General features: G+C 60.0%; 19 protein-coding genes. 7 read left to right on the top strand and 12 right to left on the bottom strand.

The window, feature by feature from the left end; genetic code table 11:
* Nucleotides 1-33: 33 nt before the first annotated feature.
* The 3 genes from CPA42_RS07965 (at nucleotide 34) to CPA42_RS07955 (ending at nucleotide 4,333) form a co-directional block, all read left to right on the top strand.
* Nucleotides 34-1,707 carry a ribonuclease J gene (locus CPA42_RS07965; RefSeq protein WP_002519313.1) on the top strand — a complete coding sequence of 558 codons (1,674 nt, stop codon included), beginning with the start codon at nucleotides 34-36 and terminating at the stop codon, nucleotides 1,705-1,707.
* Between the two features lie 141 nt (nucleotides 1,708-1,848).
* A complete protein-coding gene (rpmB, locus tag CPA42_RS07960) occupies nucleotides 1,849-2,034 on the top strand; it encodes a 50S ribosomal protein L28 (RefSeq protein ID WP_002514277.1) in 186 nt (61 codons plus the stop codon).
* A 49-nt stretch (nucleotides 2,035-2,083) separates the two neighbouring features.
* Complete coding sequence (locus CPA42_RS07955) at nucleotides 2,084-4,333, top strand: ATP-dependent DNA helicase RecG (RefSeq protein ID WP_002516952.1); 2,250 nt, start codon at nucleotides 2,084-2,086, stop codon at nucleotides 4,331-4,333.
* Nucleotides 4,334-4,437: 104 nt separating this feature from the next.
* Here the strand turns inward: CPA42_RS07955 and CPA42_RS07950 are convergent, their stop codons facing one another.
* Nucleotides 4,438-4,860, bottom strand: coding sequence for a pyridoxamine 5'-phosphate oxidase family protein (locus CPA42_RS07950; protein ID WP_002514275.1), 423 nt, complete (start codon nucleotides 4,858-4,860; stop codon nucleotides 4,438-4,440).
* 136 nt (nucleotides 4,861-4,996) lie between these two features.
* On the opposite strand from CPA42_RS07950, the gene CPA42_RS07945 reads away from it, so the two are divergent.
* Both CPA42_RS07945 and coaD read left to right on the top strand, forming a co-directional pair.
* Nucleotides 4,997-5,605, top strand: coding sequence for an RsmD family RNA methyltransferase (locus tag CPA42_RS07945; RefSeq protein WP_002516960.1), 609 nt, complete (start codon nucleotides 4,997-4,999; stop codon nucleotides 5,603-5,605).
* Nucleotides 5,602-6,075 carry a pantetheine-phosphate adenylyltransferase gene (coaD, locus tag CPA42_RS07940; RefSeq protein ID WP_002517027.1) on the top strand — a complete coding sequence of 158 codons (474 nt, stop codon included), beginning with the start codon at nucleotides 5,602-5,604 and terminating at the stop codon, nucleotides 6,073-6,075. Before CPA42_RS07945 ends, coaD begins: the two co-directional genes overlap by 4 nt.
* A gap of 42 nt (nucleotides 6,076-6,117) precedes the next feature.
* Here coaD and CPA42_RS07935 read toward each other — a convergent pair whose 3' ends face one another.
* From CPA42_RS07935 to CPA42_RS07895, 9 genes are all read right to left on the bottom strand, one after another.
* Complete coding sequence (locus CPA42_RS07935; protein WP_002519317.1) at nucleotides 6,118-6,351, bottom strand: Rossmann-fold NAD(P)-binding domain-containing protein; 234 nt, start codon at nucleotides 6,349-6,351, stop codon at nucleotides 6,118-6,120.
* 67 nt (nucleotides 6,352-6,418) lie between these two features.
* Entirely contained in the window at nucleotides 6,419-7,255 is an 837-nt protein-coding gene (locus tag CPA42_RS07930) for a glycosyl hydrolase family 18 protein (protein ID WP_002516986.1), read from the bottom strand.
* Between the two features lie 75 nt (nucleotides 7,256-7,330).
* A complete protein-coding gene (locus CPA42_RS07925; RefSeq protein ID WP_002519318.1) occupies nucleotides 7,331-9,004 on the bottom strand; it encodes an ABC transporter substrate-binding protein in 1,674 nt (557 codons plus the stop codon).
* Between the two features lie 133 nt (nucleotides 9,005-9,137).
* The gene (locus tag CPA42_RS07920; protein WP_002516872.1) at nucleotides 9,138-10,169 is read right to left on the bottom strand and encodes an ABC transporter ATP-binding protein; all 1,032 of its coding nucleotides are present in this window, start codon (nucleotides 10,167-10,169) and stop codon (nucleotides 9,138-9,140) included.
* Nucleotides 10,166-11,257: an ABC transporter ATP-binding protein gene (locus tag CPA42_RS07915; protein ID WP_002516956.1), complete on the bottom strand. Its 1,092-nt coding sequence runs from the start codon at nucleotides 11,255-11,257 to the stop codon at nucleotides 10,166-10,168. The genes CPA42_RS07920 and CPA42_RS07915 overlap by 4 nt, the downstream gene beginning before the upstream one ends.
* On the bottom strand, nucleotides 11,254-12,186 hold the full coding sequence (locus tag CPA42_RS07910; protein WP_002516925.1) for an ABC transporter permease: 933 nt from the start codon (nucleotides 12,184-12,186) through the stop codon (nucleotides 11,254-11,256). The genes CPA42_RS07915 and CPA42_RS07910 overlap by 4 nt, the downstream gene beginning before the upstream one ends.
* 2 nt (nucleotides 12,187-12,188) lie before the next feature.
* Nucleotides 12,189-12,461, bottom strand: coding sequence for an ABC transporter permease subunit (locus tag CPA42_RS07905; protein WP_096335125.1), 273 nt, complete (start codon nucleotides 12,459-12,461; stop codon nucleotides 12,189-12,191).
* The gene (locus CPA42_RS07900) at nucleotides 12,436-12,642 is read right to left on the bottom strand and encodes a hypothetical protein (protein ID WP_002516990.1); all 207 of its coding nucleotides are present in this window, start codon (nucleotides 12,640-12,642) and stop codon (nucleotides 12,436-12,438) included. Before CPA42_RS07900 ends, CPA42_RS07905 begins: the two co-directional genes overlap by 26 nt.
* A complete protein-coding gene (locus tag CPA42_RS07895) occupies nucleotides 12,642-13,298 on the bottom strand; it encodes an ABC transporter permease (RefSeq protein WP_002516908.1) in 657 nt (218 codons plus the stop codon). Before CPA42_RS07895 ends, CPA42_RS07900 begins: the two co-directional genes overlap by 1 nt.
* A 114-nt stretch (nucleotides 13,299-13,412) precedes the next feature.
* On the opposite strand from CPA42_RS07895, the gene CPA42_RS07890 reads away from it, so the two are divergent.
* Entirely contained in the window at nucleotides 13,413-15,023 is a 1,611-nt protein-coding gene (locus CPA42_RS07890; protein ID WP_002519319.1) for a beta-N-acetylhexosaminidase, read from the top strand.
* On the opposite strand, the gene CPA42_RS07885 is transcribed toward CPA42_RS07890, so the two are convergent.
* Together CPA42_RS07885 and CPA42_RS07880 are read right to left on the bottom strand one after the other, a co-directional pair.
* A complete protein-coding gene (locus CPA42_RS07885) occupies nucleotides 14,983-16,209 on the bottom strand; it encodes a glycoside hydrolase 5 family protein (RefSeq protein WP_002516975.1) in 1,227 nt (408 codons plus the stop codon). The two genes, CPA42_RS07890 and CPA42_RS07885, sit on opposite strands and share 41 nt — an antisense overlap.
* On the bottom strand, nucleotides 16,206-19,289 hold the full coding sequence (locus CPA42_RS07880; RefSeq protein WP_002517035.1) for an alpha-mannosidase: 3,084 nt from the start codon (nucleotides 19,287-19,289) through the stop codon (nucleotides 16,206-16,208). Before CPA42_RS07880 ends, CPA42_RS07885 begins: the two co-directional genes overlap by 4 nt.
* Nucleotides 19,290-19,938: 649 nt before the next feature.
* Here CPA42_RS07880 and CPA42_RS07875 point away from each other — a divergent pair.
* The gene (locus CPA42_RS07875) at nucleotides 19,939-20,949 is read left to right on the top strand and encodes a LacI family DNA-binding transcriptional regulator (RefSeq protein WP_002516940.1); all 1,011 of its coding nucleotides are present in this window, start codon (nucleotides 19,939-19,941) and stop codon (nucleotides 20,947-20,949) included.
* Nucleotides 20,950-20,966: the final 17 nt, after the last annotated feature.

Below are 20,966 nucleotides of genomic sequence, written 5' to 3'. Positions count from 1 at the left end.
GATAACCTGGACGATGTGGCTGAGACTGGACTGATGACACCTCCGGACCTGCAACCGGACGTTTTGCGCATCATCCCCCTCGGAGGCTTGGGGGATGTTGGGCGCAACATGTCGTGCTATGAAATCAACGGGGAGATGCTCGTCATTGACTGCGGGGTGCTCTTCCCAGAGGACGACCATCCCGGGGTTGATTTACTGCTTCCCGGGCTGGACTACCTCGACGAGGAGAAGCTGGCCAAGGTGAAGGCTCTGGTGCTCACACATGGCCACGAGGATCATATTGGTGCGGTGCCGTACCTGCTTAAACGTCGCCCCGATATCCCGATCTACGGCTCTAAGCTGACCCTGGCGCTGGTCGAGGCGAAACTGCGTGAACACCGCATTAAGGGCTACAAACTCAATGTTGTTCACGAGGGCGATGTCGCTGAGGTTGGCGAGCAGTTTGACCTGGAATTTATCGCCGTTAACCACTCCATTCCTGACGCTCTGGCAGTGTGTGTGCGCACCGATGCCGGAACTCTCATTAACACCGGCGACTTCAAGATGGACCAGCTTCCGCTAGACGGACGCATCACCGATCTGCGTGCCTTCGCGCGACTCGGTGAGGAGGGGGTCGATCTGTTCATGGTTGACTCCACGAATGCCGAGGTTCCGGGGTTCGTGAAGTCCGAGACTGAGATCGAGCCTGCTATCGAGAGGGTCTTCGAGAAGGCGAAAAAGAAGCTTATTGTGGCTTGCTTCGCCTCCCATGTGCATCGCGTCCAGCAAGTGCTCAATATGGCCGTGCGTCATCACCGCAAGGTTTGCTACGTCGGTCGTTCAATGGTCCGCAATATGGCTGTTGCTCAGGACCTGGGCTACCTCGACGTGCCGGAGAACACCGTCATCGAGCTGCGCGACCTCGACCACTACCGAGATAACGAGGTCGTCATCATCTCCACTGGGTCCCAAGGTGAGCCACTTTCGGCCCTAGCAAGGATCGCCAACCGAGAGCACCGAGACATCGAGGTGGGGGAGGGAGATACCGTTTTGCTGGCATCCTCTCTCATCCCGGGTAATGAGAATGCCGTCTATCGAGTGATTAATGGCCTGACGAAGCTTGGCGCCGCCGTGGTACATAAGGGCAACGCTTTGGTCCACGTTTCCGGCCATGCCGCAGCCGGAGAGCTGCTGTACGCGTATAACATCGTGCGGCCACGCGCTGTGATGCCGATTCATGGTGAGGTGCGTCATCTTGTCGCTAATGCCGATCTGGCCAAAGCAACCGGTGTCGATGAGAACAACGTGGTGCTTGTCGAGGACGGCGGGGTTATTGACCTTGTTGACGGAGTACCGCGAGTTGTTGGCAAGGTCGATGCCTCGTACATCCTTGTTGACGGATCTGGGGTGGGGGAGCTTACCGAGGACACGCTCACTGATCGCCGTATCCTCGGTGAGGAGGGATTCTTGTCAGTCGTCACCGTGGTCGACACCCGCTCGGCGTCAGTGGTGTCTCGCCCGGCGATCCAGGCGCGTGGTTTTGCCGAGGGCGACTCGGTCTTCGCGGAGATCACCGACCAGATCGTCACCGAGCTAGAGAAGGCGATGGCCGGTGGTATGGACGATACCCACCGGTTGCAACAGGTGGTTCGTCGGACCATTGGTCGGTGGGTATCGCGGTCTCTGCGGCGTCGACCTATGATCGTGCCTGTCGTCGTCAAAATCTGAGGCGTGGTCGCCGGCTCCCCGAATCCGATTTGGGTTCTGGCTGCTTCAACGTATAGTCTTGTCCAGTTCCTGAAGGAACCCCCGAACCCAACGATTGCGTCGGGTGCATCTTGCACCCGGCCCTGAACAGGAGATCTCCCAGTGGCTGCTGTGTGTGACATCTGCGCTAAGCGCCCCGGTTTCGGACACAACGTCCCCTGGTCGAAGAAGAAGACCAATCGCCGGTGGAGCCCGAACATTCAGCGCGTCCGTGTCGTCGAGAACGGCACGCATAAGCGCATGAACGTGTGCACTTCGTGCCTCAAGGCTGGTCGAGTCAGCCGCTGAGCGCCGCGTTTGACGATGGAACCCGCCGTAAGGCGGGTTCTTTGTCGTTATGGGTCGATACGGTGACGATGTGAATGCAGTGACCAGGTGGCGTACCCGCACCCAGAAGGAGCTTCATCGTCCCTTAGCGGAGGCGGTGGGAGCCAAGACGGCCAAGGCCTTCTCTGCGCTGCATGTTGGCACGGTGGGAGAGGCCCTCGGTCATCTTCCGCGTCGCTACCTTACCGGCACCGAAACCACCGACTTGTCCCACTTAGTCATTGACACTGAAGTCGCCTTGGTGGCCGATGTTGTCGGCGTCGAGGTTCACACCAACAAGACTGTCACTGGCAGGGAGAGACGCCCGCGTCAACGTCTGGAAGTCATGCTTTCTGACGGTAAAGCGCGCCTGCCCGTTACGTTCTTCGGCAAACCCCACATCGTTTCCTACTGGCAACGCATTTTTTCGGCCCATACTCACGGCATCTTTGTCGGCAAGGTGGGGGAGTTCCGTGGGAACCCGCAGCTCGTCCACCCCGACTTCGTCATGATTGACCGCAACGGGAAGGTCGTGGCAGGTCGCGAGGAGGGCAAGGTGATGGCTGCCCAGGTACAACGTCATGGTTTGCTGGGCCTTTACCAGCAGACGTCGAAATTGCGTACCTGGGAAATCGCCTCAGTGGAGTCGATGCTGCTCGAATCCACGCCCGAACTCGAGGACACCCTGCCTGAATGGTTACGTCAAGAAGCTGACCTACCGAGTTTATGGGAGGCTTACCACGCCATCCATTACCCGCATTCGGTGGCTGAGGCTGATCGCGGCGCCGAACGACTTATCTGGGAAGAGGCGATAGCCACCCAGGTGACGATGGCGGTGCGACGCCGCAGTGCAGAGCGTCATGATGCCCCGGTGTGTTCGCGTCGCGACGGCGGATTGCTGGCAGCCTTTGAGGACCGCCTGCCCTTTACCCCGACTGTCGGCCAGGACGAGGTGAGTCGGGTGATTGACGCCGACCTCTCGGCAGATCGTCCCATGCACCGATTATTGCAAGGAGAAGTTGGCTCGGGAAAAACCTTCGTTGCGCTGCGAGCGATGTTGCAGGTTGTTGACGCTGGGCACCAAGCTGTCCTGCTGGCGCCGACCGAAGTCCTTGCTCAGCAGCATTACCGAACCATTATCAATATGTTGGGCGACTTGGCGTCCGGCGGGGGATTGGATGCCCCGGAGATCTCCACGGGTGTGGCGCTACTGACCGGCTCGATGAAGGCTGCGGGCACCCGGGCGGCACTGGCTGATATTGCCTCAGGAGCCGCTGGAATTATCGTCGGCACCCATTCCCTGCTGTCGGGCCGAGTGATTTACAACGACATTGGATTAGTCGTCGTCGATGAGCAGCATCGCTTCGGCGTTGAGCAACGCAGTGTTCTCACTACTGGGGAGGGCGCACGCCCCCACGAACTTGTTCTCACCGCGACCCCGATTCCGCGAACGGTGGCGATGACGGTCTTCGGTGACCTCGAGGTCTCGAGCTTGAGAGAATTACCGACTGGACGTGCCGACGTTCAGACCACGGTCGTCGACCTGCCCGCCCATGGATCCTGGCTCACCCGCGCCTGGCAGCGGATCCGGGAGGAATGTGATGCCGGACATCAGGTGTTTGTGGTCTGCCCTCGCATCAATTCCGACGACGCTGACGACGTCGAAGGTGGGCGCCGTCCCGCAGCTGCCGTCGAAGAGCTCGCTCCTCAACTGGCGACGGGACCTCTCGCCGGATTAAGAGTTGAGGCCCTGCACTCCCGGCTAGATTCGTCCGAGAAAGACCTCGTTATGGACAGGTTTATCAAGGGTGAGTCGCAGGTGCTTATCTCCACAACGGTGATTGAGGTCGGCGTCGACGTCCCCAATGCCACCATGATGGTCATCATGGACGCCGACCGGTTTGGCGTCTCGCAGCTGCACCAGTTGCGCGGTCGGATCGGACGAGGTAACTTGCCGGGGCTCTGCCTGCTGGTGACGACGGCGCCGCCCGGATCGGTGGCGCGCGAGCGTTTGGACGCCGTGGCCGCGTCCCGTGATGGATTTGAACTAGCCGAACTTGACCTAGCTCAGCGTCATGAAGGCAATGTGCTGGGATCCTCTCAAGCCGGTTATTCGTCTCCGCTACGCCTGTTGCGGGTGCTCGACCACGCTGAGATTGTGACAGCATCGAAAGACCTGGCCGAACGGTGGGTGGCCGAAGCTCCCGATGATCCGAGACTCCTTGACGTCGTGACCGCCACCGAGATGCTCGCTGAGGGTAACCTCATGGAACAGGGTTGAGCCGGCCCCCGTTAAAGAAGACTGAGCCGACTCTCCGCGCCGTCGGCTATGAAGCTTCATGAAGGCCCGAACCGCGAGAGCGATCCGGGCCTACTGAACTAGTCTCAGTTACCTTTCGGCTCCGGCCCGAAGGCAAAGGTGCGTCCGGTGATCTGATCAGCCTCGACACGAACGTAATTGCGCTTAACAGTGGGAACCCAGGGGAGTAGCGGCATCTTGTCGCACAGGGCAAGCTCGGCGTCGTCAGTGATGATTTCGGCCTTGCCACGCAAAACGACCGACCAGCCGGCCTCCTCGGTCCAGCCGTCCGCCTCGAAGGCGACGCGGTTGTTCGTGACTATGTCCTCCAGTTTGCTACCAGCAGCAGTGCGGAAGACGATGCTCTGTCCGTCAACGACGTAGTTGACGGGGAATACCTCGGGCTGGTCATTGACACTGGTGGCCAGGCGACCGACCTCAGCGGTATCCAGGTAGCCCCAGCAGCTATCCTCCGGGACCTCGGTGATCGGGTTCTCCTCATTGATCATGGGCCTATTCTTCCGGAATGCGGCGCACTTCGGGAGTCGACTGGCACAAAGTTACCGAGGTTCTTCACCTCGGAATACCACATGACCCCTGCACGTGGCTGGAGAAATGGGAATCTGGTACCGCTAGCCTGGAGCAGTGAGCAGGATTATTGCGGGACGTGCCGGCGGGCAACGTCTGACTACCCCGCCGGGACGACTGACCCGTCCGACGACCGACCGGGTACGTGAGGGTGTGTTCTCCGCTTTGGCGGCATGGAACGGGACCGCTAATGAGGTTCCCGAGGTCCAATTGGCCGGTCAGGCATTCTGCGATCTGTTCGCTGGTTCAGGTGCCGTGGCCTTAGAGGCTGCCAGTAGGGGGGCCACAACGGTGGTTGCCGTCGACCGCGATCGCTGCGCCTGCAATGTCATGAAAGATAATTCTCGGACAACCCGGTTGAGGATCGAGGTGTCGTCCCAGACGGTGACGGCTTTCCTCGCCCAGAACCACCGCGTCTTTGACGTCGTTTGGTTCGATCCGCCCTACGACCTCGCCGCCGACGACATGGATAGCCTCATCTTGACAGCGTGCGACGGGGCCCTCGCCCACAACGGTCTGCTCGTAGTCGAGAGATCACGGAGAAGTCGGGATCCCCGTTTTCCGGATGGATACGAGTCGTGGAATTCTCGCTACGGTGAGACAGTTGTCTATTACGCCCAACGTACCGGTGAGCCGGAGGTAGATGCGGGCAGGGAGCAGCAGTGAAAGCAGTCTTCTCAGGGTCATTCGACCCCATCACCCTCGGTCACGTTGACATCGTGACCCGAGCGGCCGAACTCGTCGACGAGGTCGTCGTCGGAGTGGCCATGAACTCCGCGAAGAACGGCATCTTCTCCATGGATGAGCGGGTGGCCTTCGTTAACGATGCTGTCGCTGATATTCCCGGTGTCGAGGTGGCGCTCGTTGACGGACTGCTGGTCGACTTCTGCACCGAAATGGGAGCTGACGCGATCATCCGCGGGTTGCGATTTGGTGGCGACTTCGACTACGAACTCCAGATGGCTCACCTCAATAAGGCTATGAGTGGTATTGAAACGATTTTGCTCCCGGCCGGCCGTGAATTCGGCACGATCAGCTCCTCGATGATTCGCTCTGCTGCTTGTAATGGCGGCAATGTATCCGAATTTGTGCCGGAAATGGTTAATGCCGCTTTGCATGAAAGATTCCCGCATTAGTAGATGCTGGAGAATCCTGCTCACGCTATTCCGCTTTGGGGGTTATGGCAGAATTATCACCGTCCCAATTGCTCCACCCTCGACGGATTTTCGGAAAGCGTTGGCGACATCGGCTGCCGATCCCTTGGGAATAGGATCGCGGGAGAGGATTCCGCTCGTCAAGGTGAAGGATACCCGCTCGGAAATATGATTAATGCTTGTGCGCACGAGGTTTATTTGGGACAGTGTCTTGTTCGGCCGGGCATCGTTGAAATCGGCTAAGGTCAACTCCTCCAAGGGTGCGAAAGGCGTCGGGATGAATGGTCATGGACACGTCGTGTGAAATAGGGGGTGGTGGTAGGTGTCAGCGGTGAGACATCGCGTGATGCATGACATGAACCCATTGGTCAGGATGGTCCGGCGCTCCTGGTAACGCCAAGGGGTATTCCCAGACGTCGACACCGCCGAAATTTGGGTAGCGCTGGCACAGCGTGGAAATGGTGTCTGACACAGTGGCCATGTCGACGAAACCCTGTGCGGCGTCTGGACTGCCAGCCATCCCAGTGACGATCTTATTCACCGGGATGATGCTGTGCTCGACAATGGAGATGTAGTCGTCAGGGCTCGCAAGGGAGCCGAAACCTGAGTAGAACTGCGCGTTGTAGAAGTCGATGTCGTCCCCACGCAGCTGGTGGAGTTCTTGATAGTCGAAGCCAGACAGGTTGGCGTCACCATGAAGGGCCGAGGCAACAGGAGCAAGAACGATCTCGAAGTCCTCGTCGAAGTCTGAGCGGAACCTTTCGATGAGGGTGCACACACCGGGCAAGGACATCTCTTGCTCGACGTCGATGTCGATACCGTCGAAATGGCGTTGCGTTAGGAAATCTCGTAGCCCGGGGTAGTAGATCGACAATGATTCGCCGTCGAGTTTGCACATCGTGCCCGGGGCCCAGCCGCCGACCATGGCGAGGACGCGGACACCGCGCGATCTCACCGCATCGAGCTGGTCCCACAACTGGGTGTGGTAGTCGTCGTCAACCGGATGATCATTGAGAATGACGGTGCCGTCGTCGGCAATGTGCAAGGCCGCGACGATGAGGTGGGTGAGTGGGGCGCTCGCTCCCAGGGGGGACAGATCGACGAAGGTGTCGCCGTGCCCATGGGTCTGGTGGTAGGCCACGATCCGGTGATCGGTTGGCATCAGAACCTCTGGTTGTGGGGAGAGCGGGACGATGCCCGGGGCTCCGTAAGGCCCCAGGCATCATTCATGATTACATCAGTCGAAGTCGTTGACCGTGTGAATCATATTGTTGTAGCCACTGGCGCGCGGAAAGTAGTCGACGTCCTCCGCCTTCTTGAGGCCGCTCCACTTCTTGGTGGTGTACATGCCGCCAGTACCCGAGTTCTGCACCGGAATGTACGGGGCATCGTCGTAGACGGCCTGTTGCAGGATCTGGCGACGACGAGTGATCTCCTTGATGTCGTCCTGCGGCACTTTCGGGAGGTTCGCGATGGCTTCGTCGGCTTCCTTGGAGCACTTCCAGCGACCGTAGTTGCCGTCGGCCTTCTTGTCGCCAAGTTTGTAGTTCTTCGTCTGCATGTACATCGTGTAGGCGTTGAACGCGCCACCGGCGGCGTTGGTCGTCCACAGCGACATGTCATACTCGCCCATGGCCTGGGCGGGGTCGAAGACTTCCTTGGGCAGCGGGGTGAACTTGACGTTGATGCCCAGGTTGTCCTTCCACTGGGAGACGACGATCGGCATAGTGGCCATCTCGACCGGGTTGTCATTACGAATGGTCAGCTGGAGCGGGTATTCCTTGCCGTCCTTGCAGAGGTTGCCATTCTGAACGGTCCAGCCGGCATCCTTGAGGAACTTCTTGGCAGCCTCGACATCCGGAGCCATCGGCTTCTTGAACTCCGGCTTCAGCATGTTGGCGTAGATGACAGGATCCAGGCCGGTCACGCTGGGCACGGTGTATCCGACACCGCCAGCCTTGGCGACGACGCCCATGTCTACGCTAGCTCGCAGGGCCTTGCGAACGGCCACGTCGGAGGTCGGCAGGGAGTGGGTCGATAGGATGATTCCTCGGGTCGAACCGTCGGCGTAGTAGTTGTAGCCGTTGTGGTCCTTGTCCATCGGGAGGAAGCTGGTGATGACGCCAGGGTCGCCGCCCTCGGCCCAGTCGACCTTGCCCTGGGTGATCTGGGACTGAATGTTGCCAGCGGTTCCTGCCGGCACCAGCTTGATGGTCTTGACGCCCTTGGGCTTCTTGCCCCAGTAATCGTCACGAATGTCGATTTCAATGAGCTGGCCGGCGAAAGACTTCAGCTTTCCAGGACCGGTTCCAACCGGATTCTTGTCCACATAATTCTGGTGGTCAACCTTGCTGTAAATGTGCTCCGGGTAAATCGGGAAGTACAGCGAGAGCGGAATATCCTCAGTATACTGAGGCTCATTATAGGTAACCACAACGGTGTGCTTATCGGGGGTTTCAATCGGCTTAGCGAGCCACTTGAAATCCTTCTCGGTGGATTGTCCGGGTGGGCCGAAGATGAAGCCATAGGTGAAGGCAACGTCCTTCGAGGTGAACGGCTTTCCGTCATTCCAGGTGACGTCGTCGCGCAGCTTGTACGTTGCGACCTTGCCGCCGCTGGTGTACTTGACCTCCTTAGCGAGATTCGGCACCAGCTTCATGCCGTCCTTGGAGGAGATGCGGAACAAGGTCTCCCAGAACATGGCGTTGCCAGGAGCGGAATCACCACCGCCGAACACGTTGAAGTTGTGGGGGAAGACGTTCGAGGTCGAGACTGCGGCGCCGATGGTCAATACGCCGTCTTTGGCGATGGTGCCCTTCTTGCTTCTGCTGCCCTTGGCGTCAGTGTCACCACTGCCGCATGCGCTCAGCAGCGGAATGGTGAGGGCAACCGACCCTGCGGTGAAGAGCAAGGATCGCCGCGAAATTGGAAAACTAAGTGGTTTCGGGTCCATGTTAAAATACCCTCATTTGGGTATTAATGTGTCTTTTTGGAGACAAAATCAATGACTGCCTTCTATGGAGAGAACATACCAGAACGTATTGTCATACTCGATGGAATTCCCTCCGTTCTTCCGCCTCCCAGCATGTGACTTCCCGAGTGCCGTCCTCGCTGTGGAACTTAGGCAACTCCTCCTCGGTGCAACGGGGTTGTGCCAACGGACATAATGGTGCGAAACGACATCCTTTAACCCTCACGGAGTTATTCATGGGGGCGCCTTCGAGAATATCGATCGCGGTGCTGTTGGCCGATCCCTTGTACCGAGCCGGATCGGGCGCGGCGGACAAGAGGAGGCGGGTATAGGGGTGAATGGTGTCGCTGATGATCTGCTTAGTCGGGCCAGCTTCGACGATGCGACCGCCGTACATGACGTTGATGCGGTCACAGATGTAGCGCGCGGATGCGATGTCATGGGTGATGTAGAGGACCGACACTCCTTCGGTCTCACGCAGATCCGACAGCAGGTTGAGAACGTCCAGACGGATGGAGGCGTCGAGCATCGATGTTGGTTCGTCGGCCAGCAAAACCTGCGGGCTGACCGCCAGAGCTCGGGCGATGGCGATGCGCTGACGCTGACCACCCGAAAGGTCAGTGGGGTAGCGGTTGAGGTAGCGCGACGGCGGTGTCATGTTGACCTTTGTTAAGACGTCGTCAATCCGCTGAGCAATTTCCTTGCGACGCATCTTCGGGTAGTGGATCTTGAAGACCCGGCCCAGGATTGTCGAGATCTTCTTCAGTCCGTTGAGGGATGCGAAAGGGTCCTGGTAGATGAGCTGGACATCTCGATAGTAGGCACGTTCGGCACGCTTGCCGTGCACGTGCACCAACTCGCCGTTACGGTAGAGCTCGCCGCTCGTGGGCTTGTAGATCAGGGCGAAAAGACGGGCGATCGACGTTTTGCCGGAACCCGACTCACCGACGAGGGCAGTGATCTCGCCGCGGTGAATGGTCAGGTTGACGCGGTCGAGGGCGTGGATGGTCACCTTGGATCCTGACGAATCCGTGCCGTCGAAATCCAGACTGACGTTGCGTGCCTCAAGGACCGCGGTGCGGTCGTCGACGTGGGCGCCGGTCATGCGATCGCCTCCTCATGATTCGTGGCCTGCTTCTGCTGGTCCGCCAGTTCTTGATCGGAAAGCTCTCCGTTTGACAGGTAGCAGGCAGACGCTCCCTCGTCGATGGTGCGAAGCTCGGGGATTCGTTGATGACAGATCGGCATGGCAAATTCGCACCGCGGAGCGAAGGCACAACCGGTTGGCAGGTCGAGAAGGTCAGGGGGAGAACCCTTGATGCCTTCGAGTCGACGCAGTGGCTCGCTCAGCGGCGGGAAGGCCAGACGCAGACCGCGGGTGTACGGGTGACGGGCACTGGAGTGGAATCGTGCCGGGGTGCCAACCTCGACGATCTGTCCGGCGTACATGATCGCTATCTTGTCCGAGATCTCCATGAGGAGGGACAGGTCGTGGGTGACGAAGACGATCGAGAATCCGAGTCTCTTCTGGGCCGCTAGCACCTCCTGAAGGATCTGTCGCTGCATGACGACGTCGACGGCCGTGGTGGGCTCGTCCATGAGAACCAGATCCGGCTCGCACACCAAGGACAGCGCGATGAGGGCACGCTGCTGCATGCCACCTGAGAGCTGGAAGGGGAAAGACGAGAGTCGGTCTGCGGAGATCCCGACCGCCTCCAAGAGCTCGGCGGACTTGGTCAACGCATCCTTCTCTGCCAACGAGGGATCATGGGCGCGCTGGACGTCGATGAACTGCTCGGACAGTTTGAGGATGGGGTTGAGGCAGGCCATTGCCGACTGCATGACGACGGCGATCTTGGTCCATCGATACGGCTTGAGGTCCGCTTCGGACAGGGTCGCCAGGTCGGTGACGCTGCCGTTGCGATCATGGAAGAGGATCTGGCCAGCGCTCGTGGCGGCAGGCATCCGCTGCAGGCGTCCGAGTGCGTTGAGCAGGGTCGACTTTCCACACGCCGACTCACCGGCGACGCCAAGGATTTCGCCGCGTCGAAGGAGGAAGTTGACGTTGTCACAGGCGCGGATGTTTCCGGACTCGGTGACGTAATCGACGCACAGACCCTTGACCTCCAGCAGGACTTCGTTGTCGGTGGTCATGCCGTGCCTGGCTTGAGTGGAAGAACTCTGGGCGGTCATGCAGCGGTCTCCTCGGCATGGGTAGGGTGTTTGGCTGCGGCCAGCTTCTTGGCCTTCTCGAACTTGCGCATGAGGTTCATACGCTTGGTCGACAGCGTCGGGTTGGTAACCTCGTCGAGACCGAAGTTGATCATGGTGGTTGCGAAACCGATAAGGGCGAGTGCGAGACCCGGAGGAATGAACCACCACCACAGACCGCGGAACAGCGCGTTCTGCGTCATGGCCCAGTTGATCATGAGGCCCCAGGACGGCATGGACGGGTCACCGATACCGAGGAAGGCTAGGGACGCCTGCATGTTGACGCCGGCGGCGATGAGTCGCAGGAACATCGGGGAGATGAGGCCGAGCAGGTGCGGCATGACCTCTGAGAGCACGATGTGGGACTGCGATTCACCGATGGTCCGCAGGGCCGTGGTGAAATCGCGTCCTCGCAGGGACATTGCCTGGGCGCGGATCTGACGGGCACCGCCGGACCATTCGAAGCAGCCAATGACGAGGGACACCAGCAGCCAGCCCGCGTTCTGCATGACACCGGCGATCATGAACAGGATGGCGAAGGTCGGGATGTTGGCGAAGACCAGGATGAATCCATCGAGGAAGCGGTCAATCCAGCCGCCGGAGAATCCGGCCCAGGTCCCGATGACGACGGTCAGGACCGTTCCGATGACGGCGGAGGCTAGACCGACGACCACCGAGTTTCGGGTGCCGTACAGCATCCATGCCAGGACGTCCTGTCCGGCGCTGGTGGTGCCCAGCCAGTGTTTGCCTCCGGGGGCTGTACCGCCCAGAGTCATGTAGTCGACCTGGTAAGGGCTGGTATGCAGCACATGGGTGCAGAAGGGCTGCCCGAGGATGGCGACCAGGATGAAGAAGAGCATGATCGCGAGACCGACCTGCACCTTCCCGACTCCGAGGAACCTTTTGACCATTATCAGGCCTCCTCTCGAGTCCGTGGATCGAGGATGACGTAGACCGAGTCCGCGATGAAGTTGAACAGCAGGCTCATGAAGATGATCATCAGCATGATTCCCTGCATGACCGGGTAGTCACGATGGCCCTGAGCGCCCGAGAGGAGGGAGCCGATACCGGGATAGATGAACACCGCCTCGGCCAGAATGACGGCCGTCAAGGAGCCACCGATGCTCTGAGCGAGTCCGGTGAAGTTGGGAAGGATGGCGTTACGCGCGGCGTAGCGATTGCGAATGCGCGAGGACGACAGACCCTTGGCGCGGGCGAGCTGGACATAATCCGTCGTTGACGGTGGTGATCATCATGTTGCGCATGCTGAACAGCCAGCCTGCGAACCCGACGATGACAAGGGTGAAGAACGGAAGTACCGAGTGCATGAGCACCGATGCGATGAAGTGGCCGTTGGTCAGGCTCATTAGGCGCCCTGGTTGGGGAACCAGCCGTTCTTGTAGGCGAAGTACCATACGATGAGCAGGCCGAGCCAGAAGGCTGGGATCGAGCTGAAGAACATCGATAAGGGGGTGACGATCGAGTCGAGCTTGCGTCCGGGCTTCCACCCCAGTCGGACACCCAACCAGGTTCCAACGATCCAACCGAGGATCGTCGAGGCGATGGCCAGGTACAAGGTCCATGGTAGAGCCTGGTTGATGAGGGTCGTGACGTTGACGGGGTAGTACTCGATGGACTTTCCGAGGTCTCCGTGGGCCAACTGAACGAGGTAGTCCCAGAACTGGAGGAGAACCGAGCGATCGGGATCACCGTAGCGCGCCTTGATGAGGCGCATCTGGTAGCCCGATGGCGGGGCGCCGGTCTTGGCCACGATGTCCTTGATGAGCTGGGTGGCGGGATCGCCCGGCATGAAGCGCGGCAGGATAAAATTCAGCAACACTGACACGACGGCGACTATCAGGTACGTGCCCAGCCGCTTGAGAAGGAACGCTCCGCCGCCACGACGATGTGGACGCCGCGAGCGCCCCGAGGTCTGGGGTTGCGCATGCGACGGGTCCACAGCGGGGTCAGCCGTGGTCGGGAGCTCCTGAGCGGTAGGCTCAGGGTGACCTGGACTGGTCATATAGTGTAATCACCCCTTCGTGAATCAGGTCATGGACGGTCGACTTCGTCGTCAACTGAAACGGTTTACCTGCCGTTAGGAAGATACACCGGATTACGAACGGGTACAACACGATTGACGTATCAATTTCTCGACAATGACGTGGAGGTTGTCCGCATGACGACGATGTCTGCGGGAACTAGTTGGTTTCCTGTGAATGCTGCACGATACGACGACAGTTTCCGTGGCTTCATGCTCGATGTCAGCCGTGATCGTGTGCCGACGCGTTCCACTCTTGATTTCCTGACGCGCGTCATGGCGCGGTGTGGTCTCAATCACCTTGAGCTCTATGGTGAAGCGGGATTTGCCTACCGCGGTGAGGAGGAGGTGTGGGCCGACCGCAGCCCCGTGACGGCGGAGGACATGAGGTGGCTCGATGGTCTGTGTCGCGGACGAGGCATCGAGCTCGGGGCCAACCAGAACTGTCTGGGTCACATGGAACCGTGGTTGGAAACCGAGTCCCATCACCATCGGTGTGAGAATCCCGACGGCGTCGACCTCCCCTGGGGCGTTCATGCCAGGGCAAGCACCTTGGCTCCAGTGCCGGAGAATCTTGACTTCGTTCAGAGGTTGTTGGGCGAACTGACGGAGACTGTCTCGTCGAAGTTTCTCAACGTAGGTCTGGACGAGCCGTGGGAGCTGGGCACCGGTGTCAGTGCTGATCGGTGCCGAGATGAGGGCAAGGGGGTTGTGTACGCGAAATGGGCGCGCGACGTCGTCACCCCATGGCTCGACAGGGGCTGGCGGGTTGCCATGTGGGCTGACATCGTCAATTCCCATCCTGAAGCACTCGACATCATTCCCGATGAGGTCCTGCTCATCCCGTGGACTTATGAGTCCCCCGCGATGGAAGCCAAGTTCGCTGACACGGAAGGTTACGAGATTCGTTCTGATGCCGGATTCGCGTCCACCGCCCGTCTCGTTGCCAATGCTGGTCGGCCGTTCGTGAATGCTCCCGGAACTGGAGCGTGGAACACTTTCACCGGACGTCTGAGCAACGCCGTCGGCAATATCGTCGACGCCGTCATCACCGATCACTCCCTGGGTGGCAAGGGGGTCTTGCTCACGGGTTGGGGAGACAGCGGACATCATGCGGGACTCGTCTTCTCTCTCGTTCCTCTTGTCGTCACTGGCGTCGCGATGGCGGATCCGGAGCATGCCGAAGGGCTGAACTCGGCTAAATCCCTTGTCAACGCGGTGTCGCAGGCGCTGTTCGACGTCGATGATCACCCTGGTGCGCACCTGCTCGTCGGAGCAGGTCTGCTGGAGGACAAGCTCGGTGTCATACGACGTAACCATTCACTGCCGGCTCGGTGCCTGCTGGAAGGGGACCCAGGCGATGACCTGGGAGCTGACGGGATCGCTGCCACCCGTGCAGAAATTGCTCGACTCCACGACCGCGCGAACGAGACTGAGGCTGCCCTCGGTGGCGGCCCGATCGGGTGGGTGGAAGACGTGCGTATCGGTCTGGACCTTGTCTGCCACAGCCTCGACGTCCTGACCGGGGGAGAACTGACGGTGTCCCCGGCTCTCCTGGATCGTTTTGCCACTGCGTGGTTACGAACCAGCCGACCCAGAGGCCTGGCACGATCCATGGCCAGGCTCCCGGGAGGGGCTGATTATGAGGAGGTTGCAGCCAAGCCGGTCAGTGGGCTCGAGCACTGGCGAGGGCTTCTCGGTCTGTGAGCCCAGGGGTGGGACGAAGCGCGAGCCTGGGCGCTCGGCCGGTTTGTTCCGCCTGGTCAACCCATTGAGCGAAGAGATCACCCATCGGGGAGCACACTGAGCGCCCCGCTCCGGTATCCCAGTTGGCGCTGAACTCGAGTGGTTCGTCGAGTTGGTGCTGGGGTTGGGCGTTGTGCAGATCGGGCAGCATGTCCGACAGGGCCAGAGCTTCCGGCTTTGGCTTGCCGTCGTTGGTAAAGAGGCCTAACGAATACTCCAGTTCTGGAAAATCCAGTAAGTCACGGGAGACGTCGTGGGAGCACCACCAGGTGATGGCTTCCAAGCCTGGCGTTGAGGTTAGTGACGCCATCGTTGTCGTCATAAAGGCGGCCGAGCTGGAGTCGGGCACATGGGTTCGAGGTGCTCCTACCTCCTGCAGCCAGAGTGGACGCTCGGGATCATGGCTCCAGGCCCGCGCTAGTTCGAGCAGATAGCGCGGGAACCACGTCAGGGCGGGATGTCCCTCTCCGAACCGCGGCCCGACCTGCGCGAACACCCAAGAATGGACGGTCGTAGCAGATCCCTGAGTCACGGCGTGACGCGGGGTGAACGGATGGTCGTCGACGAACCAGAGGTCGTCGTCGAATCCGAACCAGAACCGTCCGTCTGGCCACTGGTCCCGCATGGTCCCGAGCATCGTTTCCAACCACGTCTGGGCGTCATCGACGGTGCACTCGCTGCGCGTCGGATGATGATGGCCCGGGGCCAGAGCTGCGTACTGCGGGAACTCGTTGCCCACCGTCATGCCGGTGGCGTTCGGCTCCTCCCGCAGGCGAGTTGCCAGTTGGCTGATGAGGTCGGTCTGGCCAGCCTTGACGAGCGGATCGGTGAAGAGATTTGACGTGTGCCATGTGATCACCCAGGGGGGCAGAAAGTCGTAACTCGACAGATGTCCATTGAGGGCATCGACGGTAACCTCAAGGTCGAATTCGCCGGCCGCGCGTACGACGGAGACGACGTCATCGAGGGCCCGTGGGCGGACCAGACCGCGGTTAGGCTGTAACAACGGCCAGAGCGGAAATAGGCGCACATGATCGAGGCCGAGCTGGGCGATGCCTTCAAAGTCACGGCGGGTGGCGTCGATATCGAGGTCAAGCCAGCTGTGAAACCACCCTTGGGACGGGGTGTAATTGGCGCCAATCTTCATCGGTTGCGTCCCAACCTGAGGGTCGCGACCTGGAAGGGGCGCATGGACAAACCGATGGTGCCGTCAGCAAGGTCAGCGGTGACGACCGACGGCGCTACCTGGGCGTGCGGGTTGCCGTCGAGGGGGTCCTCGAGCAGGTCGACTTCGACGGCCGAGGTGGCCTCAAACCCCAGAGTCATCGTGGTGTGAACGTGACGTCCGTAGGGCTCGTACAGCCGGACGATGACGTCACCAGAGCCGTCTTCGGCCAGTTTGACGGCTTCGACTGCAACCCCCTCAACACTCACCAACGGCTCGACCGGAGAACCCTGACGACGACGTACACACAGGTTGGCGGCGTACCCGTCGCGAATAGCGTCGGCCAGATCTGCGCCGACATGCAGAGTGTGGAAGAAATCGTGCTCACCCTCGTCAGCACGAGGATCGGGGAAGCGGGCCCCTTTAAGGAGAGATGCGCGAGCAACCGACCAGGTGCCGCCGTTGTCTTTGGGGTGACGAGACACATTCCATCCGTAGGTGTCAGAGTTGGCGATGGCAACACCGAAACCGGGTTCGGACACGTAAACCCACCGATGAGCATTGACTTCGAACCGGAAAGCATCCCACGACGTATTGGTGTGGGTGGGGCGAGTGATGTGGCCCATCTCGATCTCATAATCGGCATGATCCGTGTGGACGTCCACCGGCCAGGCCAGTTTCAAGAGGCTGTCCTGCTCATGCCAGTCGACATGGGTGTGCACCTTGACACGCGGATCTCCCGGATTGACAGTCAGAGACTGGGTTGCGCTGGAGTGGCCAAAAGTCCTCGTGACGCTGATGGTCACTGACCCGTCCTTGCGGCTCATGGTGGCTTGGCCGTCGTCGAGGTCGGTGACGGTGTTGGCGTAGAAGGGGTCGATGTCCCAGGCATCCCACATGTTCGGGAAGTCTGGGTGTATTTGGAGTAGGTTGCCGCGCTGACCCGCAGGAATGGCGTCTCGGCCACTGGCGGTGTCGACGAGGTGCGTGATGAGTCCGTGCGCGTCAACAGTCATGCGTAGCAGACCGTTATCAACGATGAAGTCTTCCTCGTTTTCTTCGGCGTGGACGCCCTCCGTGATGGACGGAGCTTTGCTGCCGCCCATGGCGACCGTGGAGGCCCATGGGCGGGCCATGGGTGCGGAGTCAAAGACGATCTCTTCGTCCCCCTCCCCAGCCAGTAGCTCTTGGGCGTGGTGAATGAGTTCGGTTAATTCGTCGGAGATACGACGGTGATCGGCGACGACCTCGCGGTACACCCACGCGATGGCTGACCCGGGCAAGATGTCGTGGAACTGATACAGGCAGATCGTCCGCCAGATCTCGGCCAGGCGCTCCCCGGGATAATCCATGAGCTCGCGTACGGCTGCAGTGGCGCACCACAGCTCGGCGTCACGCAACAGGTGTTCGTTGCGACGGTTCCCCTTTTTGACCTCGTATTGGCTGGTGAAGGTGCCACGGTGCAGCTCGAGGTAGAGCTCTCCGACCCATGTTCCGGGGTCTTCATGCTCGGACTCCGCCCGAGAGAAGAAGGTGGCCGGAGGCTCGATAGCTAGCTTGGGGGATCCGTCAAGATCAGCAACTCGGCGGGCTTGGGCGAGCATTTCGCGAGTGGGGCCGCCACCGCCGTCACCGTAGCCAAAGGGCACCAAGGAGGAATTGGAGCGACCTTTGTCCTGGAAATTGGCTCGGGCATGCTCGAGATCGTGAGCCGACAAGTCGGAGCCATAGGTATCGGCTGGCGGGAAGTGAGTGAAGATGCGGGTCCCGTCGATTCCTTCCCACCAGAACGAATGGTGAGGGAACTTATCGACCTGGTTCCAAGAAATCTTTTGGGTTAAAAACCAGTGGGCACCGGCCAATTTGGCGAGCTGGGGTAATGCGCCGGAGTAGCCAAAAGAGTCGGGCAACCACACTTCGGGACAATGGTGGCCGAGTTTCGCCATGAAATAGCGCTGTCCGTACAACAGCTGCCGGCACATCGACTCACCCCCGGGAAGGTTGGCATCGGACTCCACCCACATACCGCCGACCGGGATGATGCGACCATCCTTGACAGCCTTCTGCAACCTGGCGAAGAGATCAGGATGATCCTCTTCGAGCCAGGCCGAATGCTGAGCGGCTGGGAAGGCAAAGATGTGGGCCGGGTCGGTGTCGATGAGGTTGAGCTGATTGGAGATTGTTCGAGCGACCTTGCGTCGGGTTTCGCGCAGTGGCCACAGCCAGGCGGAGTCAATGTGGGCGTGGCCGATGGCAGTCATCGTCTGGGCCGAGTCATGCGCGGGGCGGGTCAAGGCAGGGGCTAACTCGCTGCGAGCTGCTGATGCAGAAGAGACGACGTCGAATAGGTCAAGGCGATCCATAGCGCGGTCCAGGGCGCGACGAACGTCCCAGCGACGCTCGGAGTCCTCCGGCAACTGGGCGGCCAAACCAGACAAGGTGACAATGTCGGCAATGAGTTCGCGTACCTCGTCATTGACGACGACGAGGTCGGCTCGCTTGAGCGAGTAATAGGTGTCGGTAGAGGCGGTGAGCTTGTCACCGTCCTCGGTAGGTTGGAAGGGCGGCTGGGCTAGCAAGATGGGGTTCGAGGCGGCTTCGACGTAGACGTCAATGTGACCTTCAGTGTCAGTCTCGACAGGAATCCAGGTATTGCGCGGGTTGAGGGCCTTGATGATGGATCCGTCCGGACGCACGACTAGCCCCTCGGACTGGAATCCGGGGGAGTCCCAGACTCCACCGAGGTCGACGATCATCTCAAGGTGGTCGTCGCGGTGCTCTGGCGGTACAGTCGCGGTGAGGTGAAACCACGTTGTTCCCCATGGCGGTCCCCATGTGTCGCCTATCCGGAAGGGCTCATATGCCAGGGCTAGGCCCGCACTGATCGAGATGGGTTCACCCTGGCCGACGACCCCGGGCCGGCTGTTCAACCCCTCGACGGTGTCGGTGACGGGGGCCCACTCGACGTTTAGGTGGCACACCGTGGTGGTCTCGGCGGGGCGAATCTTCTCAGCGAGATGGCGATGCACCCTGTCGTCAAGAATGGGGGCGTGATCATGCATTGGAGTCCCTGGCGGTTGCGACATTGACAACGGATAGTTTCAGTGTGAAGTGTAGTGACTAATACGGTTTAGTCAACCTGTTGAGTTAGGAATTGACCACACGATCTCCAAGAGCGCATTTCGGAGCGACTCGGGGCCCCTCGTCGAGGAGGATCGTGGTGTGGTCTAGGGGCGATCGTCGTGGACCGGGCTAGCAAGCCAGTGGCGATCAGGGTAATAGCCACCATCCGTGATGGGTCGTCGCCCCGCCATACTGCGTAGTAGTTACAGACGCTCGTGATCGAGGCATACCGACTTTCGGGTGATAATGAACCACCATCGTCATGAAGCTCATATGTATGGGTTGCGGATAATGACACGTCGGCTAGTCCGCTTGATAGTGCTCATGACCTGGTGTGCCATCCGGTCGGCAACGACTTGGCTTGGGCGAACCTCGAAGGCTCGTCTGGGGCATGACATCTCCCAGCATAGGGAACTAGTGACGGATATGGAATTGGCAAGACCAATTCGACAGGGTGCTGAAGCGTTTTACCTATCGCTGCAGATAGCCTTAAAATGATGCCGCGCGGGGTCGAGGCAATGAGCCTCGGGCGATGACGCCCCTAGGCCCCCGACAGGGCATTCATGCTTCGAGAAGGACCGTGACTTCATGGACAGGACGACGATCAAGGACATCGCCAGGCTTGCCGGTGTGTCCCCCGGCGCAGTCTCCTTCGCCCTTAATGACAAGCCGGGCGTCTCCGATTCCACGAGAGCCCGGGTTAAGGCAGTGGCCAAGGACCTGGGGTGGCGTCCCAATGTGGCTGCGAGAGCGCTATCGGCCAATCGGGCTGGAGCCGTCGGGCTCGTCATCGCGCGCGACGATCGCAGTTTTGCTGGTGAAGGCTTCTTCCTCCACCTTATTGCCGGCATGGAGGAGATCCTCACTCCCGCACGTACTGCCTTGGTGTTGCAGTTGGTCGCATCACGTGAGGAGGAATGCGAGGTCCATCGTCAATGGTGGGCGCAGCGACGGGTTGACGGTGTGGTCCTAGTCGATCCGGCCCGCAATGATCCACGGTGGCCGCTCATGGCAGACATCAAGATGCCGTGCACGGTTGTTGGCGCTATGAGTGACACACCGTTGCCTGGTGTCCATATCGATGACGCAGCTGCTGCCGGAAACATCGTTACTCACTTGATTAATCAAGGTCATCGTCGTATTGCCCACATCGGTGGCGACCCCACTCTCGAACACAGCATGGTGCGGCGACGAGCCTTTGCTCAGGAAGCCGAGAGGTTAGGAGCTGTTGTTATCGAGGCAGCAGCAACGGATTATTCGGAACAGTCCGGGCTGCGAGAGACCAGCGCGTTGCTGAAGATCGGGGATCGTCCTACCGCGATCGTCTATGACAATGAGGTGCTGACGCTGGGCGGTTTGGCTGCCGTTGCCGAGCACCGGTTACAGGTTCCCACTGACATTTCGGTGGTGTCGTTTGAGGACTCACCAGCATGTCGGGTGATGTCGCCAGGAATTACCGCTTTGCGACGAGATCCGTCGGTTCTGGGCCGGGATGCTATCACCATGCTGATGGGAATCCTTGGCGGTGACGACGTCGAGGATGTCACCGAGCAACCTCCTGAACTCATCGTGAGAGGATCCACTGGTCAGGCCCAGTAAGGGGCGACGCGGCGGTG

The organism is Cutibacterium acnes, from assembly GCF_003030305.1.
Lineage (GTDB): Bacteria > Actinomycetota > Actinomycetes > Propionibacteriales > Propionibacteriaceae > Cutibacterium > Cutibacterium acnes.
Note: the sequence above shows the minus strand (reverse complement) of the source record. Positions and strands in the feature narration are given on the sequence as shown.